This is a genomic window from Cupriavidus sp. 2KB_3 (genome assembly GCF_052115685.1).
GTDB classification, from domain to species: domain Bacteria; phylum Pseudomonadota; class Gammaproteobacteria; order Burkholderiales; family Burkholderiaceae; genus Cupriavidus; species Cupriavidus campinensis.
The window spans coordinates 126,285-141,837 of record NZ_JBFRHD010000005.1 but is presented as its reverse complement, the minus strand read 5'-3'; the positions used below and the strand labels follow the sequence as shown (position 1 = coordinate 141,837).

14 protein-coding genes and 1 tRNA gene are annotated in these 15,553 nt (G+C 65.9%); 8 read left to right on the top strand and 7 right to left on the bottom strand.

What is annotated here, in order from left to right:
- The first annotated feature begins 123 nt into the window (after window positions 1-123).
- From AB4120_RS06775 to AB4120_RS06760, 4 genes are all read left to right on the top strand, one after another.
- Window positions 124-1,212, top strand: a complete 1,089-nt coding sequence (locus AB4120_RS06775) for a glycosyltransferase family 4 protein (protein ID WP_441642049.1) — start codon at window positions 124-126, stop codon at window positions 1,210-1,212.
- Between the two features lie 108 nt (window positions 1,213-1,320).
- Window positions 1,321-3,474: an amylo-alpha-1,6-glucosidase gene (locus tag AB4120_RS06770; protein ID WP_149137557.1), complete on the top strand. Its 2,154-nt coding sequence runs from the start codon at window positions 1,321-1,323 to the stop codon at window positions 3,472-3,474.
- A gap of 329 nt (window positions 3,475-3,803) precedes the next feature.
- The gene (locus tag AB4120_RS06765) at window positions 3,804-4,289 is read left to right on the top strand and encodes a hypothetical protein (RefSeq protein ID WP_149136300.1); all 486 of its coding nucleotides are present in this window, start codon (window positions 3,804-3,806) and stop codon (window positions 4,287-4,289) included.
- 31 nt (window positions 4,290-4,320) lie between these two features.
- Entirely contained in the window at window positions 4,321-5,397 is a 1,077-nt protein-coding gene (locus AB4120_RS06760) for an alpha/beta fold hydrolase (RefSeq protein ID WP_441642048.1), read from the top strand.
- Between the two features lie 96 nt (window positions 5,398-5,493).
- Here AB4120_RS06760 and AB4120_RS06755 read toward each other — a convergent pair.
- The 6 genes from AB4120_RS06755 to cysS all read right to left on the bottom strand — a co-directional run bounded on the left by AB4120_RS06755 (window position 5,494) and on the right by cysS (window position 11,766).
- Window positions 5,494-5,587 (bottom strand) — tRNA-Ser (locus AB4120_RS06755).
- Between the two features lie 138 nt (window positions 5,588-5,725).
- Window positions 5,726-6,976 carry an aspartate kinase gene (locus tag AB4120_RS06750; RefSeq protein WP_092292692.1) on the bottom strand — a complete coding sequence of 417 codons (1,251 nt, stop codon included), beginning with the start codon at window positions 6,974-6,976 and terminating at the stop codon, window positions 5,726-5,728.
- Between the two features lie 104 nt (window positions 6,977-7,080).
- Window positions 7,081-8,538 (bottom strand): tRNA lysidine(34) synthetase TilS, encoded by a 1,458-nt coding sequence (tilS, locus tag AB4120_RS06745; protein ID WP_149136302.1) that lies wholly within the window; start codon window positions 8,536-8,538, stop codon window positions 7,081-7,083.
- Window positions 8,504-9,475 (bottom strand): acetyl-CoA carboxylase carboxyltransferase subunit alpha, encoded by a 972-nt coding sequence (locus tag AB4120_RS06740; protein ID WP_149136303.1) that lies wholly within the window; start codon window positions 9,473-9,475, stop codon window positions 8,504-8,506. The genes tilS and AB4120_RS06740 overlap by 35 nt, the downstream gene beginning before the upstream one ends.
- A 135-nt stretch (window positions 9,476-9,610) precedes the next feature.
- Entirely contained in the window at window positions 9,611-10,381 is a 771-nt protein-coding gene (locus AB4120_RS06735) for a DNA-3-methyladenine glycosylase family protein (RefSeq protein WP_149136304.1), read from the bottom strand.
- Window positions 10,378-11,766, bottom strand: a complete 1,389-nt coding sequence (gene cysS, locus AB4120_RS06730) for a cysteine--tRNA ligase (RefSeq protein ID WP_144195999.1) — start codon at window positions 11,764-11,766, stop codon at window positions 10,378-10,380. The genes AB4120_RS06735 and cysS overlap by 4 nt, the downstream gene beginning before the upstream one ends.
- 178 nt (window positions 11,767-11,944) lie before the next feature.
- On the opposite strand from cysS, the gene AB4120_RS06725 reads away from it, so the two are divergent.
- The 4 genes from AB4120_RS06725 to AB4120_RS06710 all read left to right on the top strand — a co-directional run bounded on the left by AB4120_RS06725 (window position 11,945) and on the right by AB4120_RS06710 (window position 14,760).
- Entirely contained in the window at window positions 11,945-12,649 is a 705-nt protein-coding gene (locus tag AB4120_RS06725; RefSeq protein ID WP_149136305.1) for a tetratricopeptide repeat protein, read from the top strand.
- Window positions 12,650-12,746: 97 nt separating this feature from the next.
- Complete coding sequence (locus tag AB4120_RS06720; RefSeq protein WP_149136306.1) at window positions 12,747-13,346, top strand: peptidylprolyl isomerase; 600 nt, start codon at window positions 12,747-12,749, stop codon at window positions 13,344-13,346.
- A gap of 39 nt (window positions 13,347-13,385) precedes the next feature.
- A complete protein-coding gene (locus tag AB4120_RS06715; protein WP_144196003.1) occupies window positions 13,386-13,886 on the top strand; it encodes a peptidylprolyl isomerase in 501 nt (166 codons plus the stop codon).
- Between the two features lie 70 nt (window positions 13,887-13,956).
- Complete coding sequence (locus AB4120_RS06710; protein WP_149136307.1) at window positions 13,957-14,760, top strand: UDP-2,3-diacylglucosamine diphosphatase; 804 nt, start codon at window positions 13,957-13,959, stop codon at window positions 14,758-14,760.
- A 39-nt stretch (window positions 14,761-14,799) separates the two neighbouring features.
- Here the strand turns inward: AB4120_RS06710 and cysE are convergent, their stop codons facing one another.
- The gene (gene cysE / locus AB4120_RS06705) at window positions 14,800-15,543 is read right to left on the bottom strand and encodes a serine O-acetyltransferase (protein ID WP_149136308.1); all 744 of its coding nucleotides are present in this window, start codon (window positions 15,541-15,543) and stop codon (window positions 14,800-14,802) included.
- Between the last annotated feature and the right edge of the window lie 10 nt (window positions 15,544-15,553).

Below are 15,553 nucleotides of genomic sequence, written 5' to 3'. Positions count from 1 at the left end.
GTGCTCTTATTTGTGTGAGTGCGAGATAGCTCCGCTGGTCCGTTCCATGCGTATGGCTTTCCTGTTGCACACGAGATGTGGCCTGATCCGGCCAGCCGTGCGGCGCGCGCCAGGAGGAACCCCATGCGAATTGCACAAATTGCACCCCTTGCCGAGCGGTGCCCGCCAAAGCTATACGGCGGCACCGAGCGAATCGTGTCCTACCTTACGGAAGCCCTCGTGTCGCTGGGTCATGACGTCACACTGTTCGCCAGTGGCGATTCGGTGACCTCCGCGAGGCTTGTGCCGTGCTCGCGCGTGGCGTTGCGGCTGGACAGTCGCGTGAGGGACCCACTGCCTCATCAGTTGCTCCAACTCGAAAATGTGATGCATCGTGCCGATGAATTCGATGTGCTCCATTTCCACATCGACCTGATTCACTATCCGCTTATCCGCGACATCGCCGACCGTACGATCACCACGCTGCACGGGCGTCTCGACCTGCCCGATCTCTGGCCGTTCTACGACACTTTCCCGCATTACCCGCTGGTCTCCATCTCTGCCTCCCAGCGTTTGCCAATGCCCCCCGTGAATTGGCGCGGCACGGTCTATCACGGCCTCCCGGCCACGATGTTGCGGGCGCCCCCGCATCCGCGCGGTGATTACCTCGCTTTCCTGGGCCGCATTTCGCCCGAAAAGCGGCCTGACCGCGCCATCGACATTGCGGTGCGCACCGGTCTGCCGCTGAAGATCGCAGCCAAGGTCGATCGCGTCGACGAAGCATACTGGCATGGCACCATCGCGCCGATGGTAGCCGCCCATCCCAATGTCGAATACGTCGGCGAGATCGGCGACGCGGACAAGGGTGAATTCCTTGGAAACGCCAGGGCATTGCTGTTCCCCATCGACTGGCCCGAGCCTTTCGGCCTGGTCCTGATCGAGGCGATGGCCTGCGGGACGCCTGTGGTGGCGTTCCCGGCGGGATCGGTGCCGGAAATCGTCGAACACGGTGTCACGGGCTACATTGTGGAGACCATTGCCGACGCGGTAGGTGCCGTGGAGAGCATCAATGCCTTGTCACGCGCGAACATCCGTGCGGCCTTCGACGCGCGCTTCACTGCAGGCCGGATGGCGCGCGACTATGTTTCCCTGTACAACGCCTTGCCGGGCGTGGGTGGTGTCCCGCCCGTGCCGGACAAGCTCGAAACGTCCGAGATGCGGTTCGCAGCCTGAAATCAGAAGGGCTACAGGAGCCGGCGGCATCCGCCAAAGGAGCTCGACATGCAGTCGTCGCAACGCATCGACCCGGCATCGACCCCGGTCGAACTGGGCACGCACAACATGGCCCATATCGCGCAGTTCTACATTCCAGCGGCCGCTTCGCTTCAGGAGCGCCGTCCCCGCACGCTCAAGCATGGCGAGACGTTCGCCCTGTTCGATCACAACGGCGACGCGCTCGGTGCGCCGGGGAGCCCGGAAGGCGTGTTCTTCCGCGATACCCGACATTTGTCATACCTGTACCTGACCATCGACGGCGCGCGGCCCCTGCTGCTGTCTTCCACAGTGCGTGACGACAACGCCACGCTGACCTGTGACCTCACCAACCCCGACCTGGCCGACGCCAACGGCGAGATCTACCTCGAACATGACCTGATCCATCTGCGGCGCTCGCGCTTCATCTGGAATGGCGCGTGCTACGAGCGGTTGATGGTCAAGAACTACGACGAGCAGGCCCGTGACATCACCATTGGTGTCGCGTTCGATGCCGATTTTGCTGACCTGTTCGAGGTACGCGGCTCCCGGCGCCCGATGCGCGGGGAACGCCATCCGCCGTATTGCCAAGGTAATGCCGTGGTACTGGCCTATGTCGGGCTCGACGATATCCGCCGCGAAACCACGCTGCGCTTCGAACCGGCACCCGAAGCACTGACGGGCACCCAGGCCACGTTCCGGCTGCATGTGCCGGCTCACGCGTGCCGCGTCCTGCGGCTGCAGATCACCTGCGGTTCCGACGATGCTGCCGAGCGTATCCCGTTCCTCCGGTCACTGCGCCAGGCGCGGCGCGACCTGCACCGGGCGGCGTCGCGCGCGGTGACGGTCACTACCTCGAACGAAATCTTCAACGAATTGATGGGGCGCAGTGTCTCCGACCTGTACATGCTGTTGACGGATACGGCGCAAGGGCCGTACCCCTATGCGGGGATTCCATGGTTCAGCACACCGTTCGGCCGCGACGCGCTGATCACGGCGCTGGAAACGCTTTGGCTGGACCCTGCTATCGCCCGCGGGGTGCTGCGCTACCTGAGTGCCAACCAGGCCACCGCCATGGACGCCGCCACCGATGCCGAGCCAGGCAAGATCCTGCACGAAGTTCGGCATGGCGAAATGGCCAATCTGGGCGAGGTGCCCTTTGGCCGCTATTACGGCAGCATCGATTCCACCCCATTGTTCGTGATGTTGGCCGGTGCCTACCTGCGCCGGACTGGCGACGTCGACACACTGCGCGCCATCTGGCCCGCCATCGGCATGGCGATCGAATGGCTGCGCCACTATGGCGACCGCGATGGCGACGGCTTCATTGAATATTTTCGACAGACCGAGCATGGGCTCGTGAATCAGGGCTGGAAGGACAGTCGCGATTCGGTCTTCCATGCCAACGGTGTGCTGGCCGACGGGCCCATCGCGCTGATTGAAGTCCAGGCCTATGCATTTGGCGCCTGGCAGGCCGCGAGCGAAATCGCGACCGCGCTTGGCGATGCGCCGGCAGCCGCGAGCTACCAGGCTGCCGCTGACCACGTGCGAACAGCCTTTGATCGGACGTTCTTCGATGACGAGCTAGGCACCTATGTGATCGCCCTCGACGGCACCAAGGCGCCCTGTCGGGTGCAGAGCTCGAACGCCGGCCATGCGCTGTTCACGGGTATCGCCGAACCGGCCCACGCGGCGGCCGTCGTTCGGACGCTGATGCATAGTGCAATGTACTGCGGCTGGGGGGTGCGCACCGTCTCGTCGATGGCGGCACGTTTCAATCCGATGAGCTACCACAACGGCTCAGTCTGGCCGCACGACAATGCGCTGATCGGCGCGGGGATGGCGCGTTACGGCTTCAAGGACGAGGCCCGGCGTATCTTCCAGGGGCTGTTCGCGGCCTCAACCTATATCGACCTGCGCCGGCTGCCCGAGTTGTTCTGCGGCATTGCCCGGCAACGGACGCAGGGGCCGACGTTCTACCCGGTGGCCTGCTCGCCGCAGGCATGGGCCGCCGCCGCACCGCTACTGCTGCTGCAGGCATGCCTCGGGCTGGATTTTGATCCAACCACGCCGGGCATCAGCTTCAACCAGCCAGTGCTGCCTGATTTTCTCGACGAAGTGGTGCTGCGGAACCTGTCTGTGCAGGGCGCTTCCGCGGACGTGGCCGTACGGCGCTCGGGCGCGCGCGTGGTGGTGGATGTGCTGGACCGGAGGGGGGCGATATCCGTGGTGACGCGCCACTGAGCCTCCGCCATCGGGCGGCGCGCGGGACGCTCGCAGACCGAGGGCCCCGTGCGTCACTGATTTGTAAGGGCTCTAGGTTGGGACACCCATAACACCTATTCTGAGAAGGTGAAATGACCTGCACCGCGGACCTGCACCGCGGTTCCCAGGTTTCCCCACAATCTTTTCCAGACGCCCCTGCCCCTCCCCTGCATGCGATGCCAGACCTTGGTCATTGCATGCGCGGCCCTTCCCGTTCCCTCTTGCTAAAGCGCTCCGGATGCGATGCCGCGGAGTTCGTGCGCCCCGGGGCGTGTCCCGATGCATCGTGTCGTGTTCCAGGGGAACCTATGATGGAACCTGCAAATGATCTTCACAACCGGCTCGCACAACTGAGCCGCCACGCCGAGTTGGCCGCGCATTTCCTGACTGCGACGGCCGAAGCCGCTGCGGACCCACAATGGCACGCCATATTGGTTCAGCAGGCCAGGAACCTGCACTCTTCCGCGGCGCAACTGTCCCTGGACGCCGGATGCGCAGTCGGCATATCACCCTCCAGTTCTCCCGGCGGCGGCGCCCAAGCCCCCTTTCTCCCTCAGATGGAGTCAGGTGCCCTCATGCTGACGAAGCAAGCCTTTTCCCGCGTGAGTACATTGACATCTGAGTTGAGTGAAATACTGCGCGCAACAACCGCTGAGAGCCCCATCCAGAAGTCTCTGACGGCCTACTACCATGCCTGGCTGGAAGTTCTAGACATGCTGACAGCGCGCCTCCGCGAGGCTGCCCCTCACGACGACAACCAACTGGCGCCGCGCTTGCACACGAAATCCGAGTAGTTCAATGCGCCTTGCCCAATGCGAGAAATATATGCCTTCCTTCAAAGACAAAGCAGGTCAAACTTCAGTCGGCACCGTCGGCGCGCTTGCCGGAATAGGGATGGCGCTGGCCGGAGGGGCCACTGCACTATGGGTGCGAAACCAGGCACGCAAGGCGCAACACGACAATCCCCCGCTCGGGCAATTTGTCGAGGTGGATGGCGTGCGCCTGCACTACGTCGAGAAGGGTGCTGGCCCGCCCGTCCTTTTGCTCCACGGAAACGTCTTACAGCTAGAGGACTTCATCGCCAGCGGATTGCTGGAGGCGCTGGCGCGGCACCACCGGGTGATTGTGTTCGACCGACCAGGCTTTGGTCACAGTGACCGGCCCCGCGACCGGCAGTGGACGCCAGAGGCGCAGGCCGCGTTGATGACCGCGGCCCTGGCGAAGCTGGGTGTGGACCCACTCGTGGTAGTCGGGCATTCGTGGGGCGCGTTGGTGGCGCTCGGCATGGCACTCGACTTCCCCACAGCGGTGCGCGGCCTGGTGCTGATAGGCGGCTACTACTACCCCACCGTCCTGGCCGAAGGAGCCTTGGCCGCGCCGACGGCCATTCCTGTGCTCGGTGATGCCATGCGCTATACGGTGGCGCCGCTCGCCGGCCGCTTGCTCCTGAAGCAGACGGTGCGCAAGATGTTTGCGCCCGCGCCCATGCCGCCCAACTTCTTCGACGTGGTGCCGCGTGAAATGCTGCTTAGGCCGTCGCAGATCAGAGCCGCTGCAGAGGATGCCGCGACCATGACCCCAACGGCGAGAAGGTTTCAAGATCGCTACGCCAGCCTGGAGATGCCGGTAACCCTCTTCGCAGGCGCGGGGGACAAGATCGTTGATCTCAAGGCGCACGGGGCCCGCCTGCATGATGAGTTGCCCCACAGCACGTTAGTTATTGCGCCTGGTGCGGGTCACATGGTTCATCACGCGGTGCCGGGAGATATTGCGCAAGCGGTCGAGTCCATGTTGCGTGGCCCGGGTGCGTTGCGGCTGGCGCAGACGGGACCGTCCTCGTCACCTGTCGACGCCGGCGGTGAAGTGGACGAAGGCGGCAGCACGACCCCGGCCCGGGTGTAACACCCGCGTGGCAGTGTAGTGACCGGAAACTCGCGCCCAAAAAACAAAACCCCGGAAGACCGCGATCTTCCGGGGTTCGCCGCCAATACGATGTAGTGGCGGAGACGGAGGGATTCGAACCCTCGATCCAGGTTTTGGCCCGGATGCTCCCTTAGCAGGGGAGTGCCTTCGACCTCTCGGCCACGTCTCCCAAACTTGCGTTGTGTGAGGGAGGCCACACAACGAAGCGCGTATTCTAGCGGGGTCGACTCAACTGGTCAATGACATTTCCATGACCAATCGCGTAAAAAACGCGACACCAACCCTACCAGACACAACACTCACCAGATCACGCCTGATCCAGCTCAAACACCTTGTGGAGCGCGCGCACGGCCAGCTCCATGTACTTCTCGTCGATCAGCACCGAGATCTTGATTTCCGAGGTGGAAATCATCTGGATGTTGATGCCCTCTTCCGAGAGCGTGCGAAACATCTTGCTGGCGATGCCCACGTGCGAGCGCATGCCCACGCCCACCACCGACACCTTCGACACCTTCGGGTCGCCGGACACGCTGGCGGCGCCGATATGGCCCTTCACGCTGTCGGTCAGGATGGTCAGCGCGCGCTGGTATTCGCCGCGCGGCACCGTGAACGTGAAGTCGGTCTTGCCGTCCACGGACTGGTTCTGGATGATCATGTCGACGTCGATATTGGCGTCGGCGATCGGGCCCAGGATCTGGTAGGCGATGCCCGGCTTGTCCGGCACGCCCAGAACGGTGATCTTGGCTTCGTCACGGGCAAAGGCGATGCCGGAGATGACGGCTGCTTCCATGTCAGACTCTTCCTCAAAAGTAATCAGCGTGCCCGAGTGCATTTCCTGCTCGAGCGGCATCAGGGGGTCGGTCAGCGACGAGAGCACGCGCGTCTTCACGCGGTACTTGCCGGCGAACTCCACCGAGCGGATCTGCAGCACCTTCGAACCCAGGCTGGCCATTTCCAGCATTTCCTCGAAGGTGATCTGGTCCAGGCGGCGGGCGTCCTCGACCACGCGCGGATCGGTCGTGTACACGCCGTCCACGTCGGTATAGATCAGGCACTCGTCCGCCTCGATGGCGGCGGCGATGGCCACGGCCGAGGTATCGGAGCCACCACGGCCCAGCGTGGTGACGTTGCCGCTGTCGTCAATGCCCTGGAAGCCCGTGATCACGACCACGCGGCCGGCATCCAGGTCACCCAGGATGCGCTCATCGTCGATCGACTCGATCCGCGCCTTGGTGTAGGCCGAATCGGTCTTCACCGGCACCTGCCAGCCCGTATAGCTGACCGCGTTGATGCCTTCGCCGTGCAGCGCGATGGCCAGCAGGGCCACGCTGGCCTGCTCGCCGGTGGAGGCCAGCATGTCCAGTTCACGCGGGTCCGGCTGCGCGGAAATTTCCTTGGCAAGGCCCAGCAGGCGATTGGTCTCGCCCGACATGGCCGAAGGCACCACGACAACGCGGTGACCGGCGCGGTGCCACTTGGCCACGCGCTTGGCGACATTCTTGATGCGTTCCGTGGAACCCATCGAAGTGCCGCCGTATTTGTGAACGATGAGAGCCATCTTCTTGTCGACGCCAGCGATTGTGCAAAGCCCTTGAAAATACACGATCGCCGACCATCAGGCAAGGCTGTGGCGGGGCGCAGCCCCAGCTCCCGGTGGGTGCCCTAGTCGAGTTCCACCCACTCCACACGCCAGCGTGGCGCATGGGGCGCATCGGCGGGCCAGCGGCGATGCATGCCGAGCCCGGCTGCCAGCACGATCTGCGCGCCGCTCCACAGCAGCGGCAGCCAGGCGCGCCGCCACGCCGGCACAGCCGCCTCCTGGTACGCCTGCTTGAGCGCGCGCGCCGGGCCGCCGGGCCGCAGCACGATCCGTTCGCCGCCCTGCCGCGCCGCGAGCCGCAGCGGCCCTTGGAGCACCGCTTCCGGCACGCCGAAGGTGTCGTCGCGCGTGAATCGCAGCGCACCCCGCCATGCCGGCACGACGATTCGATCCTCGCCGCGCCAGACGAAATCGAACGCTGCCGGCGCGGCGTCCGGCACCGCGCGGCAGGCCAGCGCCTTGTCGCGGAAGCGCCGCAGCACCAGCCCGTCATGCGCGATGGCGGGCTCGCCGCCGTCACGCTCGATCAGCTGCGCCCGCATCGCGGCCAGCCGCGCCGTGGAGGGCGGTTGCGCGCCGAGGTCGCGCAGCCAGTGGCGCAGCACAGCGTCGACATGGCCGGATGGCAAGGCACGCAGGCCAGCCAGATCGAGCTCCGCAAGGGTGTCCGCATCGCGTCCCGGCGAGACGAGACGGGCCAGCTCGCCCGCCGCGAGCCCGTCGAGCATGGCCGCCGCCTGGCCGAAATGCGAAGCTGCCTGGATCACGTTCTCGTACAGCGCGGGGAAGGCCTCGCGCAGCGCCGGCAGTTGCGCGCGCAGCGCATTGCGGGCGAAGCGGGTATCGACATTTGAAGGATCTTCGATCCACGACAGCCCGTGCGCGGCGCAATAGGCGTCGATCTCGTCGCGCGAGACCTCGAGCCAGGGCCGCAGCAGTTGCACGTCGCCCTGAGCGTCCAACGGCCGCCGCGCGGGCATGCCGGCCATGCCGGCCACGCCGGCGCCGCGGAACAACCGCAGCAGCACCGTTTCCACCTGATCGTCGCGATGATGGGCGAACAGCAGCAGCGCAGCACCCTGCGCCCGGCACATGCGGCCGAGCGCGGCATAGCGGGCACGGCGCGCGGCGGCCTCGATGCCCTCGCCCGCCAGCGCCTGCACGGTCACACGCTCGGTGATCAGCGGCACCTGCGCCGCGTGGCACAGCGCCGCGCAGAAGTGCTCCCACTCGTCGGCCGGCGCCTGCAGGCCGTGATGGACATGCAGGGCCACCACGCGCACAGCCGGGGCCAGCGCCGTGCCTTGGGCCACCGCGGCGCACGTGGCATGGAGCAAGGCGACCGAATCGCGCCCGCCCGAGAGCGCAACGGCCACCGTGACCGGCGCCGCCCCGCCAGAAACAACAAAGGCCGCACCGGCCTGGAGAGCCTGTGCGACCTTGTCGGTCAGGGGTGCGGTCAACGGCACCACACCGGCGCGCCCGTCATTCCTGGACGCCGGTTTCCTTGAACTTGCCATAGGCCATCAACCGTTCGTGCCGGCGTGCCTGCAGTTCCTTGACGCTCATGCCCTGGAACTGGCGCAGCGATTCCGCCAGCGAGCGCTTGAGCATCGTCGCCATGTTCTTCGGATCGCGATGCGCGCCGCCCAGCGGCTCGTTCACGATCTTGTCGATCAGGCCCAGCGCCTTCAGGCGGTGCGCGGTCAGGCCCAGTGCCTCGGCGGCTTCCGGCGCCTTCTCCGCGGTCTTCCAGAGGATCGAGGCGCAGCCTTCCGGCGAGATCACCGCGTAGGTGGCAAATTGCAGCATCTGCACCACGTCGCCCACGGCAATCGCCAGCGCGCCGCCCGAGCCGCCTTCACCGATGATCGTGGCGATCAGGGGCACCTTCAGGCCGGCCATCACGAACAGGTTATGGCCGATGGCTTCCGACTGGCCGCGCTCCTCGGCGTCGATGCCCGGGAACGCACCCGGCGTATCGACGAAGGTGAAGATCGGCAGGCCGAACTTGTCCGCCAGCTCCATCAGGCGCTTGGCCTTGCGGTAGCCCTCGGGCTTGGACATGCCGAAGTTGCGCAGCGCGCGCTCCTTCGTGTCGCGGCCCTTCTGGTGGCCAATCACCATGCACGCCTGGCCATTGAAGCGGGCCAGGCCGCCGACGATGGACAGGTCGTCCGCAAAAGCGCGGTCGCCGTGCAGTTCATGGAAGTCGGTGAAGATCTCCCGCACGTAGTCCAGCGTGTACGGACGCTGCGGATGGCGGGCGATCTGCGCAACCTGCCACGGGGTCAGGTTGGCGTAAATATCTTTGGTCAGCTGCTGGCTCTTGCCGGCCAGCCGCGAAATCTCTTCGGAAATATCGACAGCCGAGTCGTCCTGCACAAAGCGCAGTTCTTCGATTTTTGCCTCGAGCTCGGCAATCGGCTGTTCAAAATCCAGGAAGGTGGTTTTCATAGAAACACGGACCTGTCTGTGAAGGGGCGCATTCTACCGGAAAAAATCCCGGTTTCGACCGCCCGATATGTTGATTTTCAAGCACTTATGCGCAAAATCAACGCCGTCACTGCCTGTTGATGGACTGCCTGGTTCCTAATAAGTCACCGGTACGGGGTCAAGGCTGCGCCACATGTACCACGTGGCAACCGTGCGCCACGGCTCCCAGTTGGCCGCCACCTCGCGCGCCTCACTGCGGGTGACGGGTTCGCCACTAAAGTAATTGGCGGAGATCGCGTTGATCAGCCCGACGTCGTCGAGCGGCAGCACGTTCGGCCGCATCAGATTGAACATCAGGAACATCTCGGCCGTCCAGCGGCCAATCCCACGGATCTGGATGAGCTCGGCGATCACCGCCTCGTCGTCCATCGCCGCCCACTCCTTCACATGGACGCGCCCGGCCTTGAAATGTTCAGCCAGATCGATGATGTATTCGGCTTTGCGGCGAGAAAGGCCACAGGTGGCGAGCTGCTCGGCGCCGGATTTCAGGAACTGGGCCGGCGTGAGCTTCGGACACATCGTGACCAGCCGCTCCCAGACCGACTGCGCGGCCTTCACCGAGATCTGCTGGCCGACCACCGATCGCGCCAGTGTGACGAAAGGATCACCACGCGAGATCAGGTGCGCGGGGCCATAGGTCGGAATCATCTTCTTGAGGATGCGGTCGCGCTTCATCAGGTCGGCGCAGGCCTCGTCCCAATAGGCGGGGCGCACCGCATCGACGACCGTCTCCACCGGCAGCGGCACCGCCTTGGCTTCGGGAAGTGCCGGCTTGGCGGCCTTGCCCGCCGCCTTGGGCGCCACCTTGCCGGCCACCTTGGCAGCCGGCTTCCCGGCCACCTTCGGCTTGCGCGCGGCAGCGTTCAAGCACGCCTCCACTCGGTGGCACCGCCCGGCTTGTCCTCGAGCACCACGCCGGCCGCGAGCAGTTCGGCACGAATGCCATCCGCCTCGGCGAAGTTGCGCGCGGCCTTGGCGGCCTTGCGTGCGGCGATGCGTGCCTCGATGTGCTCGGCTGTGGGGCCATCGGCCACCTTGCCGCCCTGCAGGAAGGTATGCGGATCGCGTTCGAGCAGGCCCAGCGTGCCCGCCAGCGACTTGAGCTGGCGCGCCATCTGTGCCGAGCCGGTGCGATTGACCTCGCTGGCGAGGTCAAACAGCACCGCCATCGCGATCGGCGTGTTGAAGTCGTCGTTCATCGCCTCGGCGAAACGCTTGGCGTGCGGCTCTTCCCAGTCCACCGCGCAGCCGCCGGGCTGCGTTTCCTTGAGCGCCGTGTACAGCCGCGTCAGCGCGTGGCGGGCATCGTCCAGGTGGGCATCGCTGTAGTTCAGCGGGCTGCGGTAGTGGGCGCGCAGGATGAAGAAGCGCACGACTTCCGGGTCGTAAGCCTTGAGCACCTCGCGGATCGTGAAGAAGTTGCCGAGCGACTTCGACATCTTCTCGTCGTTCACGCGCACGAAGCCGTTATGCATCCACATATTGACGAACGGCTTGCCGCTCGCGCCCTCGGACTGGGCGATCTCGTTCTCGTGGTGCGGGAACTGGAGGTCGGCGCCGCCGCCGTGGATGTCGAAATGCTCGCCCAGCAGCGTGCAGCTCATGGCCGAGCACTCGATATGCCAGCCCGGCCGGCCACTGCCCCACTTCGAGTCCCATTTGGTCTCGGGCGGCTCGGTCGGCTTGGCGGACTTCCACAGCACGAAGTCGAGCGGGTCCTGCTTGGCGTCGTTGGCGGTCACGCGCTCGCCGGCACGCAGGTCTTCCAGCGACTTGCCGGACAGCTTGCCGTAGCCCTGGAACTTGCGCACCGAGTAGTTCACGTCGCCATCGGCCGCCTGGTAGGCCAGGCCGTTGGCCTCGAGCTTCTCGATCAGGTTCAGCATCTGCGGCACGTAGTCGGTGGCGCGGGGTTCGTGATCGGGGCGGATGATGCCCAGCGCAGCGGCATCCTCGTGCATGTACTGGATGAAGCGCGTGGTCAGCTGGCCAATCGTCTCGCCATTCTCGGCCGCGCGGCGGATGATCTTGTCGTCGATGTCCGTGATGTTCTGCACGTACGTCACGTCATAGCCGGCGGCGCGCAGCCAGCGGTGCACCATGTCGAACACCACCATCACGCGCGCGTGGCCGACGTGACAATAGTCGTACACGGTCATGCCGCACACATACATGCGGACCTTGCCCGGTTCGATTGGCACGAAAGGCTGCTTTTCACGCGCGAGCGTGTTGTAGATGTTCAGTTGCTGCATGAAGCGATCGAAGAGTGAAGGAGGACGCACCGGCACCGCGGGACGCCGTTCGGCGGACGCGCCCCGGCATGCGGGCTACGGCGTGCGGGCCCCATATCTTACCGGAAGCCCCTGCGGCCTGTGCTGCACGCCCTGCCGCTTTGCTAGAATGCCGCGGAGTATAACGGACCGCCCTTACATGAGCCTGCTTCTGCCCACCCCGACCATGCCCTCCCGCCCCGCCCCTGCCGCCGGCCGCCGTGCCGGCCCCTTCCGCGCCGTGGCGGGCGTACTGGCCATGGCCGGCGCCCTGCTCGCCGCCCCGGCGCTTGCGCAGAGCGGCCCGATGTCGCTGACGCCGCCGCCGGCCCCCGGCAGCGGCCCGCGCTCGGCGGACCCCGGCATGGTCCCGGCGGAGAAGGCCGTCCGGGACAAGCGCTACGACGACGCCGTGCAGGACTTCGACCGCGTGCTGGCGGCGAACCCGCGCAATGCGCAGGCGCGCTTCCAGCGTGCGTGGTCCCTGGCCCAGGCCGGGCGCGAGGACGACGCCATCAAGGCTTTCTCGGAAATGGCCCAGGACTTCCCCGAACTGCCCGAGCCGCACAACAACCTCGCCCTGCTCTACGCCAAGCGCGGCGACCTGAAGCGCGCCGAGGCCGAACTGCTGGCCGCACTGGATGCGCGCCCCGACTACGCCATCGCCTACAGCAATCTGGGCGATGTGTACCGCCGGCTGGCCGAACAGGCCTACAGCCAGGCCGTGAAGCGCAACCCAAAGGACACTCGCGCCGCCGCTGCGCTGCAGCAGGTACGCCCGGCCGCCGCCGCGCCCGCCCCGTCCGGCGGCGCAAGCACACCGTCCGCCAAACCCGCGCCGGCCAGTGCCCCGGCGGCACGCTGATCATCCATCCCTAGCAGGCTTGCGCGCGCAGGCGACCGTTTCCGAACGTTTGCCAGGCGCCGCCAGCCACCTCATCCCGCATCACGGAGTCCAGAACATGACCGTTTCCCGCCGCATCGTCCTGGCTGGCCTGATGGCCGCCGCCCTGTCTCCACTGGCCGCGATGGCCCAGGGCGCCAGTCCGGCCGCCGCCGCGCCCAAGACCGAGCGCGTGCAGTTCGTCACGAGCGCCGGCAAGTTCACCCTCGAGGTGTACCCGGACGCCGCGCCCAAGACCGTCGCCAATTTCATGGAATACGTGAAAAGCGGCTTCTACGCCGGCACGATCTTCCACCGCGTGATCAACGGCTTCATGGTCCAGGGCGGTGGCTTCGACCGCGACATGAAAGAGAAGCCGACGCGCGCGCCGATTCCGCTCGAATCGCAGAACGGCCTGAAGAACAAGGCCGGCACCGTGGCCATGGCCCGCACGTCCAACCCGAACTCGGCCACCGCGCAGTTCTTCGTCAATGTGGTGGATAATCCGAACCTCGACTACCCGCAGCCCGATGGCAACGGCTACGCCGTCTTCGGCAAGGTGGTGGAAGGCATGGACACGATCGACAAGATCAAGTCGGTGCCCACCACGGCCTACGGCGCCATGCGCAACGTGCCGGCCGCGCCGGTCGTGATCGAATCGGCCACTGTCGTCAAGTAACACCCCGAACACCAACCGCCACAGAATAGAGGTAACGCCATGTCCAAGGTACAACTGCACACCAACCAGGGTGTCATCACCATCGAACTCGACGCCGAAAAGGCACCGAAATCGGTCGAAAACTTCCTGTCGTATGTGCGCAAGGGCCACTACGACAACACGGTTTTCCACCGCGTGATCAAGAACTTCATGATCCAGGGCGGCGGTTTCGAGCCCGGCATGAAGCAGAAGGACACCGACGCGCCGATCGAGAACGAAGCCGGCAATGGCCTGAAGAACGACAAGTACACCGTGGCGATGGCCCGCACCAACGCCCCGCACTCGGCCACGGCCCAGTTCTTCATCAACGTGGTGGACAATGACTTCCTGAACTTCAGCTCGCCCACGCCGCAAGGCTTCGGCTACGCCGTGTTCGGCAAGGTCGTGGAAGGCACCGAAGTGGTCGACCAGATCAAGGCCGTGCGCACGGGCAGCTCGGGCTTCCACCAGGACGTACCGGTGGATGACGTGGTGATCGAAAAGGCCGTCGTGGTCGAATAAGCGTCTTTGCACCAGTCCTGTTGCAATTGAAACCCTCAGCTGGCGGCATGATCCCGAACCCTCGACGCGCATGACCGCCACGCCCCGCCCGCCGGCCGCCGCGCCCCTGCCCTTGCAGGTGCCGGCGCCGGCGTGGTTCATTTCCGACCTCCATCTCACGCCGGGCATGCCCCGCACGCTGGCCGCGTTCCGGCGCGTGCTGGACCGCGCCGCGCAAGACGCGCGCGCGCTGTTCATCCTTGGCGATTTCTTTGAATTCTGGGTCGGCGACGAAGAAACGGCCTCGCCGTTTGCCGCCGATGTGGCCGCGTCATTGCGGCGCCTGGCCAAGGCCGGCGTGCCCGTGTACCTGATGCACGGCAACCGCGATTTCCTGATCGGCGCGCGCTTCGCGGCGGCGGCCGGCGCCACGCTGCTGCCAGATCCCACGCTGATCGAGTGTGCCGGGCAGCGCGTGGTCTTGAGCCACGGCGACATGCTGTGCACCGATGACGCGCGCTACATGCGCTTTCGCCACTGGACGCGCAAGCGCTGGGTGCAGCGGCTGTTCCTGGCGCTGCCGCTCTCGGCGCGCATGGCCGTGGCGCAACGGCTGCGCGCGGACAGCGAGGCAGGCCGCGCGCGGCAACTGGCCAATCCGGCCGCCACCCCGCCCACCTACGGCGATGCCACGCCCGCCGCCGTCGCCGCACTGCTGGACGCCCACGGCGCCACCATGCTCATCCACGGCCATACCCACCGGCCCGCGCGCCATGCCCACGGCGAGACCGTGCGCTGGGTGCTGACCGACTGGGATCTCGACGGCCGCCATCCGCGCGCGGCCGTGCTGCGGCTGGATGCCGATGGCTTCACGGTGCTGCCCCAGGTCGACTAGTTCGACCGGTTCGATCAGCTCGACTGAGGCAGCCCTCGCCTACTTCATCATCTTGCGCAGTTCGCTCGCGTCGAAACGGTCGTTCGGCGTGTTTTCGAGATGCTCGCCAAGGCGGTCGAGCGCGGCCAGCACCGCCTCGATGCGGTCATGCTGCTTGGCGGCGTTGTCGATCAGGCCCTTGAGCGCCAGCGACACCGGGTCATCCGCGTTCGGCGTGATGCCGTAGGCCGAGAACTCCTGCCTGGCGCCCTGCTGCGCCGCCGGCGCGTCGGGCATGATGATGCGCGCGGGAATGCCCACGGCCGTGGCGCCCGGTGGCACCGGCTTCAGCACCACGGCGTTCGAGCCCACGCGCGCGCCATCGCCCACGACGAACCCGCCCAGCACCTTGGCCCCGGCGCTGACCACCACGCCCGCACCCAGCGTGGGATGCCGCTTCTGGCCCTTGTACAGCGAGGTGCCGCCCAGCGTCACGCCCTGGTAGATCGTGCAGTCGTCGCCAATCTCGGCGGTCTCGCCAATCACCACACCCATGCCGTGATCGATAAACACCCGCCGGCCCAGCTTGACCGCCGGATGGATCTCGATGCCGGTAAGAAAGCGCGACCAGTGCGAGATCCACCGGCCCAGCCAGTGCAGGCCGCCGCGCCAGCACCAGTTGGCCACGCGGTGGAATATCACGGCGTGCAGCCCGGGATAGCAGGTCAGCACTTCCAGACGGCTGCGCGCGGCGGGGTCGCGCAGCATGATCGTGTCGATATCTTCCTTCAGGCGAGTGAACATCTTTATCGTG

Bases quoted from the DNA above. Each gene is read 5' to 3' on its own strand.
- AB4120_RS06775 (WP_441642049.1), top strand. From the start codon at position 124: ATGCGAATTGCACAAATTGCACCCCTTGCCGAGCGGTGCCCGCCAAAG.
- AB4120_RS06770 (WP_149137557.1), top strand. From the start codon at position 1,321: ATGGCCCATATCGCGCAGTTCTACATTCCAGCGGCCGCTTCGCTTCAG.
- AB4120_RS06765 (WP_149136300.1), top strand. From the start codon at position 3,804: ATGATGGAACCTGCAAATGATCTTCACAACCGGCTCGCACAACTGAGC.
- AB4120_RS06760 (WP_441642048.1), top strand. From the start codon at position 4,321: ATGCCTTCCTTCAAAGACAAAGCAGGTCAAACTTCAGTCGGCACCGTC.
- AB4120_RS06750 (WP_092292692.1), bottom strand. From the start codon at position 6,976: ATGGCTCTCATCGTTCACAAATACGGCGGCACTTCGATGGGTTCCACG.
- tilS (WP_149136302.1), bottom strand. From the start codon at position 8,538: ATGGCAAGTTCAAGGAAACCGGCGTCCAGGAATGACGGGCGCGCCGGT.
- AB4120_RS06740 (WP_149136303.1), bottom strand. From the start codon at position 9,475: ATGAAAACCACCTTCCTGGATTTTGAACAGCCGATTGCCGAGCTCGAG.
- cysS (WP_144195999.1), bottom strand. From the start codon at position 11,766: ATGCAGCAACTGAACATCTACAACACGCTCGCGCGTGAAAAGCAGCCT.
- AB4120_RS06725 (WP_149136305.1), top strand. From the start codon at position 11,945: ATGAGCCTGCTTCTGCCCACCCCGACCATGCCCTCCCGCCCCGCCCCT.
- AB4120_RS06720 (WP_149136306.1), top strand. From the start codon at position 12,747: ATGACCGTTTCCCGCCGCATCGTCCTGGCTGGCCTGATGGCCGCCGCC.
- AB4120_RS06715 (WP_144196003.1), top strand. From the start codon at position 13,386: ATGTCCAAGGTACAACTGCACACCAACCAGGGTGTCATCACCATCGAA.
- AB4120_RS06710 (WP_149136307.1), top strand. From the start codon at position 13,957: ATGACCGCCACGCCCCGCCCGCCGGCCGCCGCGCCCCTGCCCTTGCAG.
- cysE (WP_149136308.1), bottom strand. From the start codon at position 15,543: ATGTTCACTCGCCTGAAGGAAGATATCGACACGATCATGCTGCGCGAC.